The sequence below is a fragment of the Pseudomonas sp. ADAK13 genome, from assembly GCF_012935715.1.
Classification (GTDB): domain Bacteria; phylum Pseudomonadota; class Gammaproteobacteria; order Pseudomonadales; family Pseudomonadaceae; genus Aquipseudomonas.
This window is the reverse complement of the sequence record NZ_CP052860.1, coordinates 5,444,145-5,465,239: the sequence shown is the minus strand read 5'-3', so window position 1 is coordinate 5,465,239 and position 21,095 is coordinate 5,444,145. Positions and strand designations below refer to the sequence as shown.

Annotated in this window: 19 protein-coding genes; 7 read left to right on the top strand and 12 right to left on the bottom strand. The window is 62.3% G+C overall.

All coding sequences use genetic code 11. The features are described 5' to 3' along the window. Window positions 1–48 precede the first annotated feature (48 nt). On the top strand, window positions 49–624 hold the full coding sequence (locus HKK54_RS25175) for a DUF1349 domain-containing protein (RefSeq protein WP_169388197.1): 576 nt from the start codon (window positions 49–51) through the stop codon (window positions 622–624). On the opposite strand, the gene HKK54_RS25170 is transcribed toward HKK54_RS25175, so the two are convergent. Both HKK54_RS25170 and HKK54_RS25165 read right to left on the bottom strand, forming a co-directional pair. After that, complete coding sequence (locus tag HKK54_RS25170; RefSeq protein ID WP_169388196.1) at window positions 625–1,518, bottom strand: LysR family transcriptional regulator; 894 nt, start codon at window positions 1,516–1,518, stop codon at window positions 625–627. It abuts the gene before it with no gap. Window positions 1,519–1,543: 25 nt separating this feature from the next. Next, complete coding sequence (locus tag HKK54_RS25165) at window positions 1,544–2,422, bottom strand: LysR family transcriptional regulator (RefSeq protein WP_169388195.1); 879 nt, start codon at window positions 2,420–2,422, stop codon at window positions 1,544–1,546. A gap of 132 nt (window positions 2,423–2,554) precedes the next feature. Between HKK54_RS25165 and ampC the strand changes: the two genes are divergently transcribed. Next, the gene (gene ampC / locus HKK54_RS25160; protein WP_169388194.1) at window positions 2,555–3,706 is read left to right on the top strand and encodes a class C beta-lactamase; all 1,152 of its coding nucleotides are present in this window, start codon (window positions 2,555–2,557) and stop codon (window positions 3,704–3,706) included. A 169-nt stretch (window positions 3,707–3,875) separates the two neighbouring features. On the opposite strand, the gene dctM is transcribed toward ampC, so the two are convergent. The 8 genes from dctM to HKK54_RS25120 form a co-directional block, all read right to left on the bottom strand. Continuing rightward, a complete protein-coding gene (dctM, locus tag HKK54_RS25155; RefSeq protein WP_010169752.1) occupies window positions 3,876–5,156 on the bottom strand; it encodes a C4-dicarboxylate TRAP transporter large permease protein DctM in 1,281 nt (426 codons plus the stop codon). After that, on the bottom strand, window positions 5,156–5,788 hold the full coding sequence (locus HKK54_RS25150) for a TRAP transporter small permease (RefSeq protein ID WP_010169753.1): 633 nt from the start codon (window positions 5,786–5,788) through the stop codon (window positions 5,156–5,158). Before HKK54_RS25150 ends, dctM begins: the two co-directional genes overlap by 1 nt. A 173-nt stretch (window positions 5,789–5,961) precedes the next feature. Beyond that, the gene (locus tag HKK54_RS25145) at window positions 5,962–6,945 is read right to left on the bottom strand and encodes a TRAP transporter substrate-binding protein (protein ID WP_169388193.1); all 984 of its coding nucleotides are present in this window, start codon (window positions 6,943–6,945) and stop codon (window positions 5,962–5,964) included. Between the two features lie 253 nt (window positions 6,946–7,198). After that, complete coding sequence (locus HKK54_RS25140) at window positions 7,199–8,014, bottom strand: HpcH/HpaI aldolase/citrate lyase family protein (protein WP_010169755.1); 816 nt, start codon at window positions 8,012–8,014, stop codon at window positions 7,199–7,201. Between the two features lie 14 nt (window positions 8,015–8,028). Continuing rightward, window positions 8,029–9,225 (bottom strand): CaiB/BaiF CoA transferase family protein, encoded by a 1,197-nt coding sequence (locus HKK54_RS25135; protein WP_169388192.1) that lies wholly within the window; start codon window positions 9,223–9,225, stop codon window positions 8,029–8,031. A 9-nt stretch (window positions 9,226–9,234) separates the two neighbouring features. After that, window positions 9,235–10,584 (bottom strand): MmgE/PrpD family protein, encoded by a 1,350-nt coding sequence (locus tag HKK54_RS25130; RefSeq protein ID WP_169388191.1) that lies wholly within the window; start codon window positions 10,582–10,584, stop codon window positions 9,235–9,237. Window positions 10,585–10,594: 10 nt separating this feature from the next. Next, window positions 10,595–11,758, bottom strand: a complete 1,164-nt coding sequence (locus tag HKK54_RS25125) for an acyl-CoA dehydrogenase family protein (protein WP_169388190.1) — start codon at window positions 11,756–11,758, stop codon at window positions 10,595–10,597. A gap of 31 nt (window positions 11,759–11,789) precedes the next feature. Continuing rightward, complete coding sequence (locus tag HKK54_RS25120; protein WP_010169759.1) at window positions 11,790–12,608, bottom strand: FAS1-like dehydratase domain-containing protein; 819 nt, start codon at window positions 12,606–12,608, stop codon at window positions 11,790–11,792. A gap of 263 nt (window positions 12,609–12,871) precedes the next feature. Here HKK54_RS25120 and HKK54_RS25115 point away from each other — a divergent pair, with 263 nt between their 5' ends. Further along, the gene (locus tag HKK54_RS25115; RefSeq protein ID WP_169388189.1) at window positions 12,872–13,783 is read left to right on the top strand and encodes a LysR family transcriptional regulator; all 912 of its coding nucleotides are present in this window, start codon (window positions 12,872–12,874) and stop codon (window positions 13,781–13,783) included. A gap of 34 nt (window positions 13,784–13,817) precedes the next feature. After that, window positions 13,818–14,303, top strand: coding sequence for a GFA family protein (locus tag HKK54_RS25110; protein ID WP_169388188.1), 486 nt, complete (start codon window positions 13,818–13,820; stop codon window positions 14,301–14,303). 847 nt (window positions 14,304–15,150) lie between these two features. On the opposite strand, the gene HKK54_RS25105 is transcribed toward HKK54_RS25110, so the two are convergent. After that, complete coding sequence (locus HKK54_RS25105; protein ID WP_169388187.1) at window positions 15,151–16,080, bottom strand: LysR substrate-binding domain-containing protein; 930 nt, start codon at window positions 16,078–16,080, stop codon at window positions 15,151–15,153. 280 nt (window positions 16,081–16,360) lie between these two features. Between HKK54_RS25105 and HKK54_RS25100 the strand changes: the two genes are divergently transcribed. Beyond that, the gene (locus HKK54_RS25100; protein ID WP_169388186.1) at window positions 16,361–17,593 is read left to right on the top strand and encodes an MFS transporter; all 1,233 of its coding nucleotides are present in this window, start codon (window positions 16,361–16,363) and stop codon (window positions 17,591–17,593) included. On the opposite strand, the gene HKK54_RS25095 is transcribed toward HKK54_RS25100, so the two are convergent. Continuing rightward, on the bottom strand, window positions 17,531–18,445 hold the full coding sequence (locus tag HKK54_RS25095; protein ID WP_169388185.1) for a LysR family transcriptional regulator: 915 nt from the start codon (window positions 18,443–18,445) through the stop codon (window positions 17,531–17,533). The genes HKK54_RS25100 and HKK54_RS25095 overlap by 63 nt on opposite strands. Window positions 18,446–18,559: 114 nt before the next feature. Between HKK54_RS25095 and HKK54_RS25090 the strand changes: the two genes are divergently transcribed. Both HKK54_RS25090 and HKK54_RS25085 read left to right on the top strand, forming a co-directional pair. Further along, window positions 18,560–19,441, top strand: coding sequence for a HalD/BesD family halogenase (locus HKK54_RS25090; protein ID WP_169388184.1), 882 nt, complete (start codon window positions 18,560–18,562; stop codon window positions 19,439–19,441). A gap of 52 nt (window positions 19,442–19,493) precedes the next feature. Then, window positions 19,494–20,720 carry a M24 family metallopeptidase gene (locus HKK54_RS25085; RefSeq protein ID WP_169388183.1) on the top strand — a complete coding sequence of 409 codons (1,227 nt, stop codon included), beginning with the start codon at window positions 19,494–19,496 and terminating at the stop codon, window positions 20,718–20,720. Window positions 20,721–21,095 lie beyond the last annotated feature (375 nt).

Below are 21,095 nucleotides of genomic sequence, written 5' to 3'. Positions count from 1 at the left end.
AACCCCGAACGCCGGGGTTTTGTCTTGTCACCCTCAAGGAGCTTCCCGATGTTTGAACAGGCCAGCTGGCTCAATCAACCCCGGCACTGGAGCCGAGAAGGCGAACGCCTCAAGGTCCGCACCGATGCCAGCACCGATTTCTGGCGCGAAACCCATTATGGTTTTGTGCGCGACAACGGGCATTTCCTGTTTGTCGAAACCGACGGCGACTTTACCGCCCAGGTCAAAATCCACAGCGAATTTACCCACCTGTATGACCAGGCCGGCCTGATGGTGCGGGTCGATGAAGCGCATTGGGTGAAGATCGGCGCAGAGCTGTCCGACGGCGTGACGCTGCTGAGCAGTGTGTTGACCAATAGCGTGTCGGACTGGGCCACCGGTGTGTTCCCGGGGGACCCCGAAGCGTTCTGGATTCGCGTGACGGTGGCCAAGGGCGTACTGCGCGTGCAGGTGTCGGTAGACGGCGTGAGCTGGCCGTTGGTGCGTCTGGCGCCGTTCCCCGTGGCCGCGTCCTATCAGGTCGGGCCTTACTGCTGCACACCGGAGCGTGGCGGGCTGGAGGTGGAGTTTTCCGAACTGCAGGTCAGTGCGCCCAATCGCAAATCCCTGCACGACCTGTCCTGACTAACGCCGGCTGCTCGCCACTTCCATCGCCAGTTCGGCAAAATTGCGCGCCGCCACACTCGGGTGTGGCGGCAAGGCCACAGCCACTTCACACATCGGCATATCGCTGATCACCGGGAATGCCAGGCCAGGGCGCGCATAGAAGCGTGCAGTGGACAACGCGGTGATGCTGATCCCGCGCTCGGACGCTACTGCCTGCAACTCGGTTTCCACCGTCGAGGCTTCATGGACGATCCGTGCCGGCTGCCCGTCGCGGTAAGCGTCGGCGGTCCAGAAACTGCGCCACACGCCGGCACCCGGTGCGGCAATGATCGGCTCCTGCAGTACATCGTAGATGCTCACGCTGCTCTGCCCGGCCAACCGGTGGCTGGACGCCAGGCACGCCACGCACGGTTCAGTCACCAGGGTATGCAACTCGATATCGGCCAGGCCCAGTGGCGGGCGCAGCACCGAGACGTCCATGCCTTCGTCGATCCCGGCATGGGGCGAGCCGAAGTCATACTCGCGCACCACCAGCTCGATCTCCGGGTAGCGCCTGGCAAACACACTGAGGATCTGGGGCATCAGGTCCACGCCGGCGCCGATCAGGAAACCGATATTCAACGAGCCACGCACCCCGCGTGCATGCTCCTGGGCAGTGCGCACCAGACGGGTCACGCCATTGACGATTTCCCGGGCCTCTACCAGCAATGCCTGGCCGGCTTCGGTCAGCGTCACGTTGCGGGTATTACGCAGGAACAGCTGCACATCCAGCAGCGCTTCAAACTGGCGGATGGTCTGGGACAGCGCCGGTTGCGAGACATGCAGGCGAGTAGCCGCGCGCACAAAGCTGAGCTCCTCGGCGACTACCACGAAGGCCTTGAGTTGACGGATGTCCACGCCGGAAGTTTGCATCAGGGCTCCTTATGAGAACGATCATTTACACCGGTGCTGCCACTTCGCGCAACCACGCCTTGAATGCCGCCATCGCCGGTGTCTCGGCCCGTGACTGCAACCGGGTCAGCCAATAGCTGCCGGTGGTGATGCCCACCTCGAACGGCTGGCGAATCACATCCGTCGCCAGTTGCCGGCTGAACATCATCGCCGGGGCCAACGCCACACCTGCACCTTGAAGCGCGGCTTCCATCATTGCCAGGGACGAGTCAAACACAATGCTGCGCGGCACCAGCGTGTCAGCCGGCAGCCCGGCGGCCTGGAACCACTGGGTCCATTCATCAGCACGGTAAGAACGCAGCAATGTGTGTTTCAACAGGTCTGCCGGGGCCTGCAATTGGCGGGCAATCTGTGGCACGCACAGCACCGTCAGCGGCGCTTCCAGCAACTGGCACGCCTCGGTGCCGTGCCACGCGCCCGCGCCAAAGCGGATCGCGTAATCCAGGCCTTCAGCAGCCACGTCAACGCGGTTGTTGTTGGTGGACAGCCGCAAGTCGATAAACGGGTAGCGCGCCTGGAAATCCGCAAGCCTGGGCAACAACCAACCTACGGCAAAGGTGCCCACCGCACCCACCGTCAACACTTCGCGGTAATGCCCGGCTTCAAACTGGCCTAAGGTTTGAGCAATCCGGTCAAAGGATTCCCGCAGCACCGGCAACAAGGTTTCGCCTTCGCTGGTGAGCATCAGGCCGCGAGGCAAGCGTTTGAACAGCGTGATATTGAGCTGGGCCTCCAGGCTTTTCACCTGGTGACTGACCGCCGCCTGGGTGACGCACAACTCGATGGCCGCCCGGGTAAAACTCAAATGCCGCGCGGAGGCTTCGAAGGCCCGCAGCGCGTTGAGGGGCAAATGGGAGCGGAGCATGGCTTGACCTTAATTTTTCTAATGGCTGCTGCGAGATATCATCGTTTGTCGAAGTCGTACAATCTGCCTAAATTTGCGGCGCCCGCGCAGGTATTGGTCATCAACACATCACTTTATGGAAGCCGGATCATCATGCACGAACGATCTTCAACAACAGCAAGAGTCAGCATACTCGCCTTATTGCTCGGCGCGGGCAACTGCATGGCGGCCACAGACCTGCGCCAGGTCGTGGACAGCACCATCGAACCCCTGATGCAGCAGCAGGACATTGCCGGCCTGTCGGTGGCGGTGATCCAGGACGGCAAGGCGCAATACTTTAACTACGGCGTCGCTAACAAGGACGGCAAACAACCGGTCACCGAAAACACCCTGTTTGAAATCGGCTCGGTGAGCAAGACCTTCACCGCCACCCTCGCCGGCTACGCGCTGGCCAACGGCAAGCTGAAACTCTCGGACCCGGCCAGCCAGTACCTGCCGGCGCTGCGGGGCGACACGTTTGACCACATCAGCCTGCTCAATCTCGGCACCTACACCGCCGGTGGCTTGCCGCTGCAATTCCCGGATGAGTCCGATAACGCCAGCAAGATGATCAGCTACTACCAGCACTGGAAACCGGATTTTGCCCCCGGCACCCAACGCCTGTACTCCAACCCGAGCATCGGCCTGTTCGGCCACCTCGCCGCCCAAAGCCTGGGCCAGCCGTTTGACCGGCTGATGGAGCACACCCTGCTGCCGAAACTCGGCCTCAAGCACACCTTCATCACCGTGCCCAAGGCGCAAATGAACCTGTACGCCCAGGGTTACGACAAGGCCGGCAAACCGGTGCGTGTCGGTCCTGGCGCCCTAGACGCCGAGGCCTACGGCATCAAGACCAGCACCTCGGACCTGATTCAGTACGTTGAAGTGAACATGCACCCGGCGAAGCTGGAAAAGCCGCTGCAACAGGCAATTGCCGCGACCCACACCGGCTATTACACGGTTGATGGCATGACCCAGGGCCTCGGCTGGGAGATGTACCCCTACCCGATCACGCTGGACGCCCTAACTGCAGGCAACTCGGCGCAAATGGCCTTCCAGCCCCACAAGGTCAGCTGGTTGACACCACCGCAAGCGCCCCATGCCGACACGCTGGTGAACAAGACTGGCGCCACCGGTGGCTTTGGCGCCTACGTGGCGTACGTGCCGAGCAAAGGCCTGGGGGTGGTGATCCTGGCGAACAAGAACTACCCGAACGCCGAACGGGTGAAAGCGGCCCATGCGATCCTGAGTGCGATGGATAAATAAAACCCTGCGCACATGATCGTTCCCACGCTCTGCGTGGGAATGCCGCCTCGGACGCTCTGCGTCCAAACGGCGATACAAGGTTCAAGTCTTGCGCCGTGGTGACGCGGAGCGTCACGGGATGCATTCCCACGCAGAGCGTGGGAACGATCGCACGGAACGCCCTAGGTGCTTACATCCCCAGCCAGTGCGGCAAGGCCAGCGAGATGAACGGCAGGTAGGTGACCATGATCAGGAACACCAGCAGGATCATCAGCCACGGCAACGCCGCGCGGATGGTCTGCCCCAGGGTCAGCCCGGTCACTGCCGAGGTCACAAACAGGTTCAACCCCACCGGCGGATGCACCAGGCCAATCTCCATGTTGACCACCATCACGATCCCCAGGTGAATCGGGTCGATCCCCAGCTTCATCGCGATCGGGAAGAAGATCGGCGCCAGGATCAATACGATCGCCGACGGCTCCATAAAGCTGCCCGCCACCAGCAGCACCACGTTGACCATGATCAGGAAGCCAATCGGCGTCAGGCCTTCAGAGATCACCCACGCGGTGATTTCCTGGGGGATTTGTTCAGTGGTCAGCACGTGGGCAAAGAGCATGGCGTTGGCGATGATAAACATCAGCATGATCGCCAGGCGCCCGGACTCCAGCAGGACTTTGGGGCAGTCCTTGATCTTCATGTCCTTGTAGACGAACAGCGCGACAAACGCCGAATACACCGCCGCCACCGCCGCCGCTTCAGTCGGCGTAAACATGCCGCTGTAGATGCCGCCCAGGATGATCACCAACAGCAGCAAGCCCCAGAATGCCCGGCGGGCACAGGTCAGCCACTCGCGGAAGGTCGCCCGAGGCTGAGCCGGCAGCTTCTTGATGCGCGCGACGATGTAGATCGCGACCATCAGCATCAAGCCCAGCAGCAGGCCCGGAATCACCCCGGCCATGAACAGCTTGCCTACCGATGTTTCGGTGGCCGCCGAATACACCACCATCACAATCGACGGCGGAATCAGGATGCCCAGGGTACCGGCGTTGCAGATGATCCCGGCGCCGAATTCCTTCGGGTAGCCTGAGCGCACCATGCCCGCCACGGCAATCGACCCCACCGCGGCCACCGTCGCAGGCGATGACCCCGACAGCGCGGCAAACAGCATGCAGGCCAACACGGCGGCAATCGCCAGGCCGCCCCGGATGTGCCCGACGCAGGCGTTGGCAAAGTCGATCAGCCGTTGCGCCACGCCGCCGGTGGTCATGAACGCACCCGACAGCAGGAAGAACGGAATCGCCAGGAAGGTGTAGGCGTCCGAGGTTTCAAACAGCTTGATCGCCAGCGAACTCACCGAGTCCGGGCTGAACATCAGGATCGACACCGCGCCCGACAACCCCAGGGAAATCGCGATGGGCACGCCGAGAAACATGAACACGAACAGCAGCAAAAACAGACACAGAACGGCCATCAGTGACGCTCCTCATGGCTGCCGGCCAACTTGCTGGCTTCACCGGCTTCGTCGGCCAGGCCCAGCCCGGTTTGGCGGTGAGTGAAGATGCGGTAGAAGATTTCGAGGTAGCGGATGAACACCAGGGCAAAGCCAATCGGCACGATCACCACGATGTCGCTGACATCGATGCCGAACTTGTCGAGGTCTTCGGCGCCGATGTGCGCGGTCGTCACCGCCGTCAGCCACTTGTAGCTGGCGACCATGAACAGCCCGGCGTAGGCCAGGCAGCACAGGCAGGCCAGCATGCCCAGCACGCGCTGCACCCGGCGTGGCGTCAGCTTGACCAGCGCATCCACCCCCAGGTGGCCGGCGGTACGTACGCCGTAGGAGATACCGAAGAAAATCAGCCAGCCGAACATGGCCTTGGTCAGCGCCACGCTCCAGGTCATGTCCTGGGCCCAGCCCATGGTGTGGTCACCCAGGGCGTTGAAGAATCCGCTGCTCCACGCCCATTTATCGGCAAGGGAAAAGAACAGCGTGTAGATGTTGTTGAGCATGACGTAGACAAAAGTCACCAGGGTCATGGCGGCCAGCAGGATGGCGATAAAGCCTTCCTCCAGGTGCTCCCAGACGCGCCTTAGCGTTTGCATGGCAAAACCTCGCGAAACTGGACGGGGATATTCACGACAAGTCACTGACGAAACCGGATCAATGTGGGAGCTGGCTTGCCTGCGATGCGCGCGACTCGGTCTTTCAGGAACACCGAGGTGACGCCATCGCGGGCAAGCCAGCTCCCACAGGAGTCGGTTTTTTCAGCAATCGATTACTGGTTCGACGCGTCCGCCGCCTTGATCAGGTCGGCACCGATTTCACCTTCGAACTTCTGCCATACCGGGCGCATGGCTTCGCGCCAGAGCTGGCGTTGCTCGGGCGTCAGTTCGATGATTTCGCTGGTCTTGGCGTCGATGATCTTCTGCTTGGCCGACTGGTTCAGCGCTTCGGCCTGTTTGTTCACCTCGACGGTGACTTCCACCATGATCTGGTCCAGGGCGGTGCGCACGTCCGGCGGCAGGCCGTTCCAGAACTTGGCGTTGGTGATCACCATGTAGTCGATCAGGCCATGGTTGGACTCGGTGAAGTACTTCTGCACTTCGTTGACCTTCTGGCTTTCATAGTTCGACCAGGTGTTCTCGGTGCCGTTGACGGTGCCGGTCTGCAAGCCCTGGTACACCTCGGCAAAGCTCATCTTGCGCGGGTTGGCGCGGATCGCCTTGAACTGTTCTTCGAGCACGCTGGAAGCCTGCACGCGGAACTTCAGGCCACGGGCATCCTTGGGTTCATGCAGGGCCTTGTTCGATGACAGTTGCTTGAGGCCGTTGTGCCAATAGGCCAGGCCGAGGATGTTTTTGTCTTGCATCGAGGTCAGCAGCGCCTTGCCCTGGGCGGCCTGGAAGCGGTCGACCGCCGCCAGGTCGTTGAACAGGAACGGCAGGTCGTAGATCTGTACTTGCTTGGTGTATTGCTCAAACTTGGCCAGGGACGGCGCCAGCATCTGCACGTCCCCCAGCAGCAGCGCTTCCATTTCCTTGCCGTCGCCGAACAGCGAGGAGTTGGGGTACACCTCGACTTTTACCCGGCCAGGCAGGCGTTCTTCAGCGAGCTTCTTGAACAGCAACGCGCCCTGGCCTTTCGGGGTGTTCTCAGCGACGACGTGGGCGAACTTGATCACGATGGGGTCGGCCGCCTGGGCCAGGCCCGCGGCAAACAAGGTGGCGGCGCAGAGCAGCGCCCGAGAAAGCTTGAGCATGGAAAATCACCTTCTTATTGTTGTGTGATGAGGGCAAGGTGCCTGATGTCACGCGTATAGAGAATTTCGAATTTTAGATACCTGCGTTCGGCGTGGACGAACGCCGACCTGGCTGACAACCTAGATCAACTGTAGGAGCTGGCTTGTGTGGGAGCTGGCTTGCCTGCGATGCAGGCACCTCGGTGCTTCATACAAACCGAGTTGATCCCATCGCGGGCAAGCCCGGCTCCCACACAAGCCCGTTCCCACATGTTTACGGTTGCGCAGCCAGCAATCTTTGGGCCCGCAACAACACCGGTGCGTCGACCATTTGCCCGTCCAGTTGATAGGCCCCTGCCCCATGGGCACCGGCTTCCACCACCCGTTTCGCCCACGCCAGATCCTCGGCGCTGGGGGCCAACGCCTGATGAATCACCGCCACCTGTTTGGGATGGATACACAGCGCGCCGGCAAAGCCCATTTCATAGGCATGCCGAATCGAGCGGCGCAGGCCCTCGGGGTCGTCGATGGCCGGGTGCACACCGTCCAGCGGCGCCACCAGCCCGGCGGCGCGGGAATGCACGATCAAGGCCAGGCGCGCCTGGTCCAGGGCAAATTGAGCGGCCGGGGAGTTGCTGCTCAGGTTCAGGTCCAGCGCCAGGTCCAGGCCGCCGAATGACAGGCGTTCCACCGACGGCGCATGGGCGATTTCCGCCACCGCCAGCAAGCCACGTGCACTCTCGATGATCGGCCAGATCGCCTTGCCCGTGGCGGCCACCACGGCCACCTGGGCCGCGCTTTCAACCTTGGGCAGCAACACCCCCGCGACCCCGGCATGGGCCTGACAGAACGCCACATCGGCAAAATGCTCAGGATGCTCAGGCGCATTGATCCGCACCCACACCCGCGCCGCCGGCGTCGCCTGCAAAAACACCCCGAGGTTGTCCCGGGCCTGGCGCTTGAGCGGCTCTTCCACCGCGTCTTCAAAATCCACAATCACCGCATCGGCGCCACTGGCCAGGGCCTTGGCAAACCGTTCCGGTCGGCTGCCGGGTACGAACAGCGCAGAGCGCACAAGAGAGGTTGGCATCGTTCAATTCCTGATCAGATAACGCCGCGTGCACGCAGGCTGTCGATGGCTTCAGCGGAATAACCCAACTGGTCGAGAATCCCCTGGCTGTGCTGTCCCAGCCCCGGCACCGCGTCCATCCTTGGGGTAAACGCGGCATTGCGCGCCGGTGGCAGCAACGACGGCAACTTGCCCGCCGGGCTGTCGACTTCGCGCCAGCTGTCCCGGGCCTTGAGCTGCGGGTGATCCCACACGCCTTGCATGTCGTTGACCCGGGCACTGGCGATTTGCGCGTCTTCCAGGCGCTGGATCACACCTTCGGCGCTCATTTGCGCGAAGCTGTCGACGATGATCTGGCGCAGCACGTCGCGATTTTCCGAACGCTTGAAGTTGGCCGAGAAACGCTCGTCGGTGGCCAACCCAGGCGTGAGCAGCACCTTGTCGCAGAACGCCGCCCATTCGCGTTCGTTCTGCAACCCGAGCATCACCGTGCCGCCGTCGCCGGTAGGAAATGGTCCGTACGGGTAGATCGTCGAATGTGCCGCACCCGCCCGCGGTGGCTGGGGTGCGCCGTCGAAGGCGTAGTACATCGGGTAGCCCATCCACTCCACCAGGCTTTCCAGCATGCTGACGTCGATGCGGCTGCCCTGCCCGGTCTTGCCCCGCAGCAGCAACGCCGAGAGGATGCCGCTGTAGGCATACATCCCGGCGGAAATGTCGGCGATCGAACAGCCGGCCTTGGCCATCTGGTCCTCGCCCGGGCCACCGGTGACCGAAAGGAAACCGCCTTCGCTCTGGATCAGCAGGTCGTAGGCCTTTTTCTTCTCATACGGCCCGCCCTCCCCATAGCCGGAGATGTCGCACACGATCAGCCGCGGGAAGCGTTCATGCAGCGCCTCGAATGACAGTCCCATGCGCGCCGCAGCACCCGGTGCGAGGTTCTGCACCAGCACGTCGGCGTCGGCCAGCAGGGTTTCCAGGATGTCCCCGGCCTCATCGTGCTTGAGGTCCAGGGTCAGGCTTTCCTTGGAGCGGTTGGTCCACACGAAATGCGAGGCCAGCCCGCGCACGCGCTCGTCGTAGCCACGGGCAAAGTCACCGGCGCCCGGGCGTTCGATCTTGATCACACGGGCCCCAAGGTCGGCCAACTGGCGGGTACAGAACGGCGCGGCAATCGCGTGTTCCAGGCTGACGACGGTGATGCCGTCCAGCGGTCGTTGATTAGCAGTCATGACGATTCCTTAAAGCCAGTGAGCGAGGGACACCGCGTTGCGCAGGTCCCAGACTTTTTCGATCAGCCCGGCGGTTTGCGCGGGCGTGCGGGCGCCGCTGAATTGGGTCAGGCGCTGGAACTTATCGGCCAGTTCTGCACGGTTCAGGGTGTTGCCGGGGTCGCCCTTGGGTTCGTCGATGGCGCCGTGCAAGGTACGGCCATCGGCCGTGGTCACGATCACCCGGCCCAGCCAGCGTTGGGGATAGGCACCGTCGACCTCGGCGTCGAGGGTCATGCTGACCTTGTCGCGAAACGCCGACACAGCCCCGTCGTTAAGCGCCAACTCGTGAAACTCAGTCAGCCCGGCCTTGCCATGCACGGCAATCAGACCCAGCACGGTGCCCATGGAGAACTTGGCCTGGTGCACGGTCTGCGGCAGCGTTACCCGGCCCAGCACGTCGATGGCGCCCTGGTGAACCCGGGTTTCCACGTGGGTGATGTGGTGATGGCTGAGGCCTTCACGCTGCATCAGGTCCAGCAACGCATCGGCGGCCGGATGGGTGTGGCGGCACGAGGCGTGGAACTTGAACGAGGTTTCCAGCAGCGCCCAGCGGCTGCCGAGGCGATCCGACAGTTTGCTGGGGTCCGCGTCGGTGGACATGCCGGCGGCCATGCCCTGGTCGCCTTCCAGGATATTGCGCGCCCCCGTCAGCCCGTCCGCCGTCAAATAGGCGGCCAGCAAACCATCGGCCGCCGCCTTGGCGGTGTGCAGTTGCTTGGAGTCGGCGGCATCCCGCAGGAACTCCCACAAACCGGCCGCCTGAGTGCCGGCACTGCCCAGCAGGTTAATGAATTGCTCTTGGTTGAAATCCAGCAGCTTGCCCACCGCGACAGCCGCCGCGAGGGTGCCGACGGTGGCCGTGGTGTGGAAGATCCGGTAGTGGGAACGGCCCATGAATTCGCCGATGCGAATCCCGGCTTCGTAACCGGCCACCGACGCCAGCAGCAGTTCGCGGCCCGACTTGCCGAGGTCTTGCGCGGCCGCGAATGCCGCCGGAAACACCACCGTCGCCGGGTGCAAGACCGAGCTGTTGTGCAGGTCATCCTGCTCCACCAGGTGCGACGACGCGCCGTTCACCAGCGCAGCGAAATAGGCGCTGCTGCTGCCGCCGTTGACGATCACCTGCGCCGGGCCATTGGCCGGGCCCATCGTGCGCGCATAACGCTCGAACAACGGGATCGGATGGGCGTCCTTGCTGGCCAGCGCCGAGGCGAGCCAGTCGAGGAACAGGTCTTCCGTGCGGGCGAGCACCTCGTCCGGCAATTGTTCGTACGCCAACTCGGCGAGGAACCGGCACAGCGCTTGGGTATGGCTCATGGTCGGCGCCTCAGAAGCTGCGTGGCAGTTCGAGCAAATGCTCGGCCACGTAGGACAGGATCAGGTTGGTGGAGATCGGCGCGACCTGGTACAGGCGGGTCTCGCGGAACTTGCGCTCCACGTCGTATTCGCAGGCAAACCCGAAGCCGCCGTGGGTTTGCAGGCAGGCGTTGGCGGCCTCCCAGGACGCCTTGGCCGCCAGGTACTTGGCCATGTTCGCACTGGCCCCGGCATTGGCGCCGCTGTCGTATTCCTCACAGGCACGCCAGCGCATCAGGTCGGCGGCTTCGATTTCGATATGCGCTTCGGCAATCGGGAACTGCACGCCCTGGTTCTGCCCGATGGGCCGGCCAAACACCACGCGGTCGCGGGCATAGGCGCTGGCTTTCTCGATAAACCAGCGACCGTCACCAATGCACTCGGCGGCGATCAGGGTGCGTTCGGCATTGAGCCCGTCGAGGATGTAGCGGAAGCCCTTGCCCTCCTCGCCAATCAGGCTGTCGAGGGGCAACTCCAGGTTGTCGAAGAACAGCTCATTGGTCTCGTGATTGACCATGTTGGCGATGGGCTGCACGGTCAGGCCGTTGCCGATGGCTTCCCGCAGGTCGACCAGGAAGATCGACATGCCTTCGGATTTTTTCTTCACCTCGGCCAGCGGCGTGGTGCGCGCCAGCAGGATCATCAGGTCGGAATGCTGCACCCGCGAGATCCACACCTTCTGGCCGTTGATCACGTACTTGTCGCCACGCTTGACCGCAGTGGTCTTGATCTTGGTGGTGTCGGTGCCGGTGGTGGGCTCGGTCACGGCCATCGATTGCAGGCGCAGTTCGCCGTTGGCGAGCTTGGGCAGGTAGAAGCTTTTCTGCGCTTCGCTGCCGTGACGCAGCAAGGTGAACATGTTGTACATCTGGCCGTGGACGGTGCCGGAGTTGCCGCCGCAGCGGTTCACTTCTTCCAGAATCACCGAGGCTTCCGCCAGCCCGAGGCCGGAGCCGCCGTAGGCTTCCGGGATCATTGCCGACAGCCAGCCGGCGTCGGTCAGGGCCTTGACGAAGGCTTCGGGGAAGCCTTTTTCCTCGTCGACCTTGCGCCAGTAGGCGGCGTCGAATTCGGCGCACAGGGCGCGCACACCTTCGCGGATGGCATTCAGTTCTTCGTTGTCATTCGGGTTCATTAACGGCTCTCCGCCTGTTGTTCTTGGAGGTTTATTCGAAATGCAGTTCGGCGCGCTGGGCCAGGCCGTCAGCGTTGCCCGCCCAGAGTTCAGCCACACCAGGCCCGGTGATGCGCCCGCCGACGTCAAAGGGTTGCGGGGCAATCAATGGGCGCACGCCGCGATACGAAAAACGGCGCAACGTGGCCTCGGGGTTTGCGCGGCAAAAGGCGCGCAGACTCAGGGTGGCGATCAGCGGCCCGTGCACCACCAGCCCCGAATACCCTTCGGTGCCGGTGACATAGGGGTAGTCGTAATGGATGCGGTGGCCGTTGAAGGTCACGGCGCTGTAGCGAAACAACAGGGTCGGCGTCGGGTCGACCGCTTCGCGCCAGGCGCCTTCGGGCAGCACATCACCACTGCCCTGCTTGGGCGGCGTGGGTTCGCGGTAGACGATGTCCTGTTCTTCGCGCAGGGCCAGGCGGCCGTCCTGGGAATAGTCGTGGCGCACGGTGACGAACAGCAACGAACCGGTGCGGCCGGTTTTTTCTTCCACCTGGGTGATGGTCGACACCCGGGTGGCGGACTCACCCGCCCGCAATGCATGGAAGAACTCGATACGCCCACCGGCCCACATGCGATTGCGGTTATCGGCCGGCGGCAGGAAGCCGCCACGGGCTGGATGGCCGTCACCGCCCAGGGCGGACTCGGGCAGCGGGTCCTGGAAAAAACACCATTGCCACAGGGGCGGCACCGCCTCGCCGTCCGCCGGCACTGCTTCGCCAAAGGTGGCGGCGATGCGTTTGAGCAGGTTGTGGCTCAAGTGGTCGTGGGCTGTTTCGCTACGGCCGATCCAGTCTGTGGCGCTCATCAGGTACATGTCCTCGGGCAGGGAATCTGAACCGGATCATGCTGGGCCGTGGCCGTTCTGAGAATTTGCATTTCAATAAAGCAGCGTTCGGCTATGCTGAACGCCATCGCCCATAAAAAGATCTCAAGAACCCGGATGATCAATGTGGGAGCTGGCTTGCCTGCGATAGCGCCCTGTCAGTCAACACTGCTTTGGTTGGCCCACCGCTATCGCAGGCAGGCCAGCTCCCACATGGGTTCTTCGTCGCTGCCCCGGAGCCTTCCATGCACTTTGATCTGGCGGACTTACGCCTGTTTATCCATATCGCCGAATCCCCCAGCCTGACCCAGGGTGCCAAGCGCGCGTTCCTCTCGCCCGCCGCCGCCAGCGCGCGGATCAAGGCCCTGGAAGGCCAACTCGACACCCGCCTGCTGTACCGCGACAGCCGTGGCGTGGAAATCACCCCGGCGGGCGAACGCCTGCTGCACCACGCGCGGTTGATCATGCGCCAGGTGGATTACCTGAAAAGCGAGTTCACCCAATACGGCATCGATTCGGCCGGGCACATCCGCATCTTCGCCAACACCACGGCGGTGACCGAGTTTCTTCCTGAAGTGCTGGCCGGCTTCCTGTCCCAGCGGCCCGGCGTGACCGTGGACCTGCAGGAGCGGTTGTCCCGTGACATCGTGCGCGGCGTGCTCGACGGCACCAGCGACATGGGCATCATCGCCGGCCCGGTGGAGGCGTCGGGCTTGCAGGTGTTGCATTTCAGCACCGACCACCTGGTGCTCACGGTGCCGGTGGGGCATCCCCTGGCGGCCCTGCCTTCGGTGACGCTGGAGCAAACCCTGGCCTATCAGCATATCGGCCTGCATGACGGCAGCACGTTGCTGAGTTTCCTGCGGGAGCACGTGGAACGGCTGGGCAAACACTTGTCGTTGCGCATCCAGATGTCGAGCTTCGAGGCGATCTGCCGGATGGTCGAGGCTGGCGTCGGGATCGGCATCATTCCCGAGTCGGCGGCGGTGCGGCACAGTCGGACCATGCAGTTGGTGACGGTCAGGCTGGATGAGGTCTGGGCCGTGCGCGAGCGCAGCATCCTGGTGCGGGAGTTGGAGGCGTTGCCGGGGACCATTCGTGCGTTGATCGCGACCTTGATGCCGGAGATGGAACCGCCTCGGCTGCCGGGCGCCTAAGCTAACGTTCATCTTTTGCGAAGGAGATCAGGTCATGCAGCTTGAAGGTTCCTGCCATTGCGGCGCGGTTACGTTCAGTCTTGAGAGTGCGCATCCGTATCCCTATCAGCGGTGTCACTGCTCGATTTGTCGCAAGACCCAGGGGGGTGGCGGGTATGCGATCAACCTTGGGGGCGACGCTAAAAGCTTGAAGGTGCGGGGGCGCAAGTTGATTTCGGTTTATCACGCGCGGATGAAGGGACCGGGGGATAGCCGGGCGCATGCGAGCACGGCCGAGCGGCATTTTTGTTCGCAGTGTGGGTCGGGGTTGTGGTTGTTCAGTCCGGAGTGGCCGGAGTTGATTCATCCGTTTGCTTCGGCGATTGATACGCCGTTGCCGGTGCCGCCGGAGCATACGCATTTGATGCTGGGGTCGAAGGCGCCTTGGGTTGAGGTGAGTGTTCGGCCGGGGGATTTGCGGTTTGATGAGTATCCGAAGGAGTCGATTGCCGAGTGGCATGAGCGGTTGGGGTTGGGTTGATTGATTGAGTGAGTGAATATCCGTTATTTGGGTGATGGCTGATATGGGTTCCGCTCTTACAGCGGCTCACTTTTGAACAGCGCAAAAGTAAGCAAAACGCTCTTGCCCCACCACTCGGCACCTCGCTCAGGCTCGGTGTGCCCTCTCTCCGGTACTACTGCGCGGGCCGCCGCGACGGGGCGTCCCTGCCCCGTCGCGGCTAAACCGGCGTCCTGCCGGTTTACCCGCTCCGTACTACCTGCGTTCGGCCAGCGTGGTTTAACGGGGCGCCTAAGATCAAGATCAAAAGCAGATCAACAGCACAGCGGCCTACAGGCCGGCTTGAGTGGTGTGAAGCAAAGGCAAGATCAAAATCAAAAGCCAGAGCGGGCACGGTCAAATGTGGGAGCTGGCTTGCCTGCGATGGCCTCGCCTCGGTGTACCTGAGAGACCGAGTTGTCTGCATCGCAGGCAAGCCAGCTCCCACAGAAAAGCAGAGCTGCATCAGTTTCAGATTTGGCTTTCGCTTTGGCTTTTGCTCTGGCTTCTACCACTCAAGCCGGCCTGTAGGCCGCTGTGCTCTGGCTTTTGATCTTGATCTGGCTCTGACTGCCCCAATAAGCCCGAGGCCGAACGCAGGGATTGAGGAGCGGGTAAACCGGCAGGACGCCGGTTTAGCCGCGACGGGGCAGGGACGCCCCGTCGCGGCGGCCCGCGGAGCAATGCCGGAGTGAGGGAACACCGAGCCTGGGCGAGGTGCCGACAGGCGGGGCAGAGCCCTTTGCTTACTTTGGGGCTTTTCCAAAGTGAGTCGCTGTAAGAGCGAAACCATAAGCCGCCGTTACCGCAACAACGGATATGTACACAATCAAACAGCCGCCAAAGAAGGCTCCAACTGCCGCTGAGCCAACCAGATCTCCTCCTGCAACCACTGCCCAAACACCTGCAACTGCGGCGAGTCAGTCTGCTCCGGCCGGGTCACTAACCAATACGACTGGTGCCCCTCCACATGCACATTCAACACCTGCGTCAACTGCCCACTGGCCAATTCCGAAGCCACCATATGCCAATCCGCAATGGTAATCCCCAACCCATCAATCGCCGCCCGGATCGCCAGATCCAGCAGGTCAAACTCATACCCACCCTCGATATCAACCCCACTGATCCGCGCCGCATCCAGCCAATGCTTCCACGTCAAATACCGCTGATCCTCCCGCGCCAACACATGCAGTAACGTCATGCGATTCAGGTCAATCCCGTCACTCCACTCCCGGGCATACAACGACGGTGCACACACCGCGATATGCCGCTCCTGAATCAACAACGAACTGTCCAACCCATCCCACTCCCCATCCCCAAACCGAATCGCACAATCCAGCGTGCTGGTCTCCGCCAGGCTGTCCTGCAACCGCGTGGTGATGCTCAACTCCAACTCCGGATGCTGCTCACGCAACCGCCCCAAACGCGGCATCAACCAGCGATTGGTAAACGTCGGCGGCGCATTGATATGCAGCCGATTGGCGTGGGACTTCTGCTGGATACTGCGCACCGTCAGCTCGATCTTGTCGAACGACTGATGCAACGCCCGCAGCAATACCCGCCCGGCGCTGGTCAATTCCAGGTGATGATGCCGACGCTCCAGCAGGGCCTCGCCCAACTGTTCTTCCAGCTGGCGCACCTGCCGGCTGACCGCACTCTGCGTCACGTTCAACAGCTCGGCAGCCCGGGTAAAACTGCCGGTACTGCCGGCGACTTCGAAAGCTTTAAGGGCGTTGAGACCGGGCATTTTGCGTTTCATGGACGACACTCGGGAGCACAGGGGAAATAACCTGCACAACATACCTTTTTGTATTGGGTCAGCGGTAGCGCCCCGCGCCGACAGACGATTAATCGCTCCACGCACTGAAGGTGTCGTTTATCGACGCAGACCGTCGCTCACGCATAAATAGCCTGCGTATAACGCATGCACACTAAGACAATTAAGCATTGGTCGCCGCCGCGCTATAAACGCTAGTCTGCCGATGCACTTCTTATTACTTCGCCCTTCTCTTTCGCGATTAACTTATCGAGTCATCGCCATGTCGAACGCACCCGTTTCACCCCGGCGAAGTATTGGCTTGCTGGCACTGGTGTTTACCGCGTGCAACGCCACTACCCACGGTTTCAGTGTGTTCCTGTACTCGGCGTTGTTGCCGCAGATCCGGCTGGGGTTTGACCTGAGTTACAGCCAGGCCGCGTTGATTGCCGCATTGTTGCAGCTGTTCTACATGGGCGCCTCGATTGCCAGCGGCCTGGCGGCGGCGTGGATCAGCCCGCGCAATATGGTGCGCCTGACCATCGTCCTCAGCCCCGTCCTGCTGGCCCTGGCCGTCGCCACGCCGTGGGTGCTGCCGTTTGCCCTGTGCCTGGCGCTGGTGTCGGCCTGTGCAGTGTCGAACTGGAACGCGATTTCGGCACTGGCCCAGGACGTGATCCCGGCCACGCACCGCAGCCGTGTGCTGGGGCTGGCGTCGTCGGGCTCGGCGTTTGCGCTGTGCTTGAACGGGCTGTTGATCGCACTGTTGCAAGGGTTGTCCCTGCGGCAGTTCTGGTTGATCTGCGCCGGCTTGACGTTGCTGGTCACGCTGCTGACCCTGTGGGCACTGGCCCCGGTCAAGGAGCCAGCACCGCGCGATACCAAGGCACCCAAGCTGAGTCAGGTGCTACGCCAATGGCTGAAATTGTGTGTGGCGCAACCGGTGGCGATGCAGATCGTGTTGCTCAGCGCGTTTATCGGGGCGATCAGCGGGCCGTTTCTGAATTTTCTCTCGGCGTTTGTCAGCGAGCAGTTGCAGGCCGGCGCGTCCGTCACCGGTTCGATGTGGACGCTGATCGGCATCGGCGGTGTCGTCGGCGGCTTGCTGCTGGGCACACTGGCAGACCGCTGGGGCGCGTTGCGGGTGATGGCCCTGAGTATCGGCGCGTTTGGTCTGAGCATGCTCGGCTTGCTCGGGCATCCCAGCCTGGTGCTGAGCTGGCTGGCGGCCGGGCTGTTCGCGCTGTTTTATTTCCCCTGCTGGGGCTTGATGGCGGCCTACGTCGGCGCCCGACTCACCCCGGTGCAGAGCCTGCAGGTGGTGAGCCTGAGCATGGTCAGCTACGGCCTGGCCAGTGCCACCGGCAATGCGCTGTGCGGATGGCTGCTGCAAGTGACCGGCGAGTTTGCCGTGGTCCACGGCTGGATCGTGGCCTGGGTGCTGGCCAGCCTGTTATTGCTGAAGCGCATGGCCCATCGACAAACCGCCGAGGCGCTGGCTGCCCAGGTGCCCTGAGTGCCCCAACTGCCGGCGCAGTATCTCCACCAGCGCATCCACCTCCGGCACCTGGCAACCGGCTGAGCGCCAGAACATCAGGCGCGCCGGGGCGATCGGCGGGAACCCCTGGCGCTCGTCCAGAATCTGCCAGTCCGTCGGCACCAGGCGCCGCGCCATCACGCCCACCGACAACCCCTGCTCAATCGCGATCGCAATGCCCCGAGGGCTCTGGCTGGTGTACACCACCTGCCACGAGCGCCCGGACTGGGCCAGCGCCTGCACGGCATTCGCACGAAACGCACAGCCCTCGGCGTACACCGCCAACGGCACCGACTGGCGCCCCACACAGCTCCAGCTGGGCGCCGCCACCCACACCAGCGGCTCGTCGCACAGGTATTCCCCGGCTTGCAAACCGGCGTGTTCCACCCCCAGCACCAGGTCCAGTTCACCCCGTTGCAAACGCCCCACCAGGGCCGTGGACATCTCGCAGCACACGTCCGGGCGTACCTGGGCGAATTGCGCCTGGAAGTCCTTGAGCATCCCGCCCAGGCAATATTCGGCGTAGTCCTCGGGCATGCCGAGGTGGATGCATACCTGCTCGTTGGGCAATTGCGCGGCGCTGAGGGCCTCGCTGTGCAGCTTGAGGATCTGCCGGGCGTAGATCAAAAAGGTTTCGCCACTGGGGGTCAGGCCCACCGAGCGGCTGGTGCGGCGGATCAGCGGCGTGCCAACGATGTCTTCCAGGCGTTGCAGGCTCTGGCTGACCGTGGATTGGGTTTTGTGCAGGCGCTCGGCGGCGGCCGAGAAACCCTGGCATTCAATAATTGCCACAAACACTTTAAGCAGCGTGCCATCCAGTTCGCCCGACATAACTATCGCCCTCCCCGATGGATTCGATCACAACTTGTAATTTCCACTTTGCACCTCGTTCAGCAACTATCGGTTCAGCCAGAAAACACCAACTGATAGTTCCGGGAGTCTTGCATGAGCCTTCAACTTGCTGACGCTGAAGTGGGCGATATCAGCGACATTATTAATACCGAGCTGTACCCCATACATGATTCGGGCCATGTTCAATTACAGGCCCTGATCGATCACGCGCGGGCCGAACTGGCCGAAGACGGTTGCTGCCTGCTGAAGAACTTCCTGCGCCCCGAGGCACTGGAACAGGCACGTCTGGAAGGTTTGGCGCTGTCGGGCAAGACGTTTTATTCGGTGCGCAAGGTCAACGCCTACTTCACCGAAGACGACACCTCCCTGCCCCAGGATGACCCGCGCCGCACGTTCATGGAGCGCACCAGCGGTTTTGTGACCCGCGACATGATCGCCCCGGACGCCATCATTCACCGGCTGTACGTATCGCCGATGATGAAACGCTTTATCGGCGCCTGCCTCAACGAACCGGAAATCTTCGAGTACGCCGACCCGTTCGCCGGATTGGTGATCAACGTGATGCCCGACGGTACCGAGCAGCCCTGGCACTTCGATACCAACGAATTCATCGTCAGCATGATGACCCAGAAGCCCGAGGCCGGCGGCCTGTTCGAGTACGCGCCGATGATTCGCTCGCGCACCCAGGAAAACCTCGGCGCCGTGGGCAAAGTAGTACGTGGCGAAGACCGTTCGCGGGTGCAGGAACTGGAACTCAACCCCGGCGACCTGCAGATTTTCAAAGGGCGTTTCTCGGTGCACCGCGTGACCCGCGTCGAAGGTGCCACCGAGCGCAACACGGCGATTTTCGCCTACTCCGAAAAGCCCGGAATCATCGGCCGTGCCCAGCGCACCAAGCAGCTTTACGGACGCCTGTCCGAAGCCCATCTGCAAGCCGAACGCAACCTGGTCCGCAGCGACCAGTTGCTCGACTGATTCACCCCCTCAAAAAACTAAAAAACCGTATTTGCCCTGCGAGGAACACCCCATGAGTCTGTCCGGCCCCAACCGCAACCCCGTCGATTGCGAACCTACCTATGACGAGATCCAGCAGATCCAGCTGGACCGCCTGCAACGGGTACGCAACGAACTGAAAAAACGCGACTACGCCGCCTGCGTGCTGTTCGACCCCACCCACATGCGCTACGCCACCGGCTCGCGCAACATGCAGGTGTACTCGGCGCGCAACCCCGCCCGCTATGCGTTTATCCCGGCAGAAGGCCCGGTGGTGGTGTTTGAATTCGGCGGCTGCCTGCACTTGGCCGAAACCCTCAACACCGTCGACGAAGTGCGCCCGGCCAAGGCGATCTCCTATTACTTCTGCGAAAGCTTCCTGGGCAACGTCACCGCCGATTGGGCCGCCGAAATCGATGAGCTGGTGCGCCAATGTGGCGGCGGCAAACGCATCGCCATTGAAAGCGCCACCTCGGCCGCGGCCTTCGAATTGCAAAAGCTCGGCTATCAGATATTCGATGCCCAGGAACCCCTGGAACGCGCGCGCTGCATCAAGGTGCCGAACGAACTGAAGATGATCCGCGCCAGCCTGCGCGCCACCGAAGCCGGCGTGCGCCTGATGGAAAGCAAACTCACCCCCGGCATCAGCGAGAACGAGCTGTGGTCGCACCTGCACCAGCACGTGATCGCCACCGACGGGGACTACGTCGAGACCCGCCTGTTGTCCTCCGGCCCACGCACCAACCCGTGGTTCCAGGAATGCAGCACCCGGCCCATCGAAGCCGGCGACCTGGTGGCGCTGGACACCGATGTGGTTGGGCGTTTCGGCTACTACGCGGACTTCTCGCGAACCTTTCTCTGCGGCGAACAGGCCGCCACCACCAAGCAGCAGGAGCTGTACAAGCTGGCCTACGAGCAGGTGCAAACCAACATGGAAATGCTCAAGGCCGGGCGCAGTTTCAAGGAGTACGCGGAACTGGCCTGGAAGATTCCCGAGCATTACAAAAACAACCGTTACTTCGCCCTCGTGCACGGGGTGGGCATGACCGGTGAATACCCCTACGTGGTGCACCGCGAAGACATTGATGCCCTGGGCTACGACGGCGTGTTCGAAGCCGGCATGACCATCTGCGTGGAAAGCTACATCGGCCATGACGACGGCGGCGAAGGGGTGAAGCTGGAAGAACAGATCTACATCCACGAACACGGCATCGAGCTGCTCTCCGATTACCCGTTCGACCCGCGCCTGTTGTCGCGCTAGATGATCGTTCCCACGCTCAGCGTGGGAACGCATCCCGTGACGCTCTGCGTCACCGTTGCGCAAGGGGACGCGGAGCGTCCGGGGCGGCATTCCCACGCAGAGCGTGGGAACGATCAGGACATGTAACATGCATTTATAGAACGTTCCAACGCAGAATTTGTCGTTTGTCGATCTTTGCGCAAATGACAAAACTGCGGGCATCTCTAATAAAAACAACATGAGAGCTGCCCTATGTCCTATCCCATTGCCACCCTCCCGACTTCGTTGCGCCTTGTTCTTCTGCCGGCTTCACAGAGGTCCCGGCTGCGCCTTCGCGGCGCTTGCCACTGACCCTTGCGGTTCAACAAAAACGCATATTCGCAAGTACCGGAGAGG

What these genes read in the sequence shown, in the direction of transcription:
- HKK54_RS25175 (WP_169388197.1), top strand. Translation starts at nt 49, where the DNA reads ATGTTTGAACAGGCCAGCTGGCTCAATCAACCCCGGCACTGGAGCCGA.
- HKK54_RS25170 (WP_169388196.1), bottom strand. Translation starts at nt 1,518, where the DNA reads ATGCAAACTTCCGGCGTGGACATCCGTCAACTCAAGGCCTTCGTGGTA.
- HKK54_RS25165 (WP_169388195.1), bottom strand. Translation starts at nt 2,422, where the DNA reads ATGCTCCGCTCCCATTTGCCCCTCAACGCGCTGCGGGCCTTCGAAGCC.
- ampC (WP_169388194.1), top strand. Translation starts at nt 2,555, where the DNA reads ATGCACGAACGATCTTCAACAACAGCAAGAGTCAGCATACTCGCCTTA.
- dctM (WP_010169752.1), bottom strand. Translation starts at nt 5,156, where the DNA reads ATGGCCGTTCTGTGTCTGTTTTTGCTGCTGTTCGTGTTCATGTTTCTC.
- HKK54_RS25150 (WP_010169753.1), bottom strand. Translation starts at nt 5,788, where the DNA reads ATGCAAACGCTAAGGCGCGTCTGGGAGCACCTGGAGGAAGGCTTTATC.
- HKK54_RS25145 (WP_169388193.1), bottom strand. Translation starts at nt 6,945, where the DNA reads ATGCTCAAGCTTTCTCGGGCGCTGCTCTGCGCCGCCACCTTGTTTGCC.
- HKK54_RS25140 (WP_010169755.1), bottom strand. Translation starts at nt 8,014, where the DNA reads ATGCCAACCTCTCTTGTGCGCTCTGCGCTGTTCGTACCCGGCAGCCGA.
- HKK54_RS25135 (WP_169388192.1), bottom strand. Translation starts at nt 9,225, where the DNA reads ATGACTGCTAATCAACGACCGCTGGACGGCATCACCGTCGTCAGCCTG.
- HKK54_RS25130 (WP_169388191.1), bottom strand. Translation starts at nt 10,584, where the DNA reads ATGAGCCATACCCAAGCGCTGTGCCGGTTCCTCGCCGAGTTGGCGTAC.
- HKK54_RS25125 (WP_169388190.1), bottom strand. Translation starts at nt 11,758, where the DNA reads ATGAACCCGAATGACAACGAAGAACTGAATGCCATCCGCGAAGGTGTG.
- HKK54_RS25120 (WP_010169759.1), bottom strand. Translation starts at nt 12,608, where the DNA reads ATGAGCGCCACAGACTGGATCGGCCGTAGCGAAACAGCCCACGACCAC.
- HKK54_RS25115 (WP_169388189.1), top strand. Translation starts at nt 12,872, where the DNA reads ATGCACTTTGATCTGGCGGACTTACGCCTGTTTATCCATATCGCCGAA.
- HKK54_RS25110 (WP_169388188.1), top strand. Translation starts at nt 13,818, where the DNA reads ATGCAGCTTGAAGGTTCCTGCCATTGCGGCGCGGTTACGTTCAGTCTT.
- HKK54_RS25105 (WP_169388187.1), bottom strand. Translation starts at nt 16,080, where the DNA reads ATGAAACGCAAAATGCCCGGTCTCAACGCCCTTAAAGCTTTCGAAGTC.
- HKK54_RS25100 (WP_169388186.1), top strand. Translation starts at nt 16,361, where the DNA reads ATGTCGAACGCACCCGTTTCACCCCGGCGAAGTATTGGCTTGCTGGCA.
- HKK54_RS25095 (WP_169388185.1), bottom strand. Translation starts at nt 18,445, where the DNA reads ATGTCGGGCGAACTGGATGGCACGCTGCTTAAAGTGTTTGTGGCAATT.
- HKK54_RS25090 (WP_169388184.1), top strand. Translation starts at nt 18,560, where the DNA reads ATGAGCCTTCAACTTGCTGACGCTGAAGTGGGCGATATCAGCGACATT.
- HKK54_RS25085 (WP_169388183.1), top strand. Translation starts at nt 19,494, where the DNA reads ATGAGTCTGTCCGGCCCCAACCGCAACCCCGTCGATTGCGAACCTACC.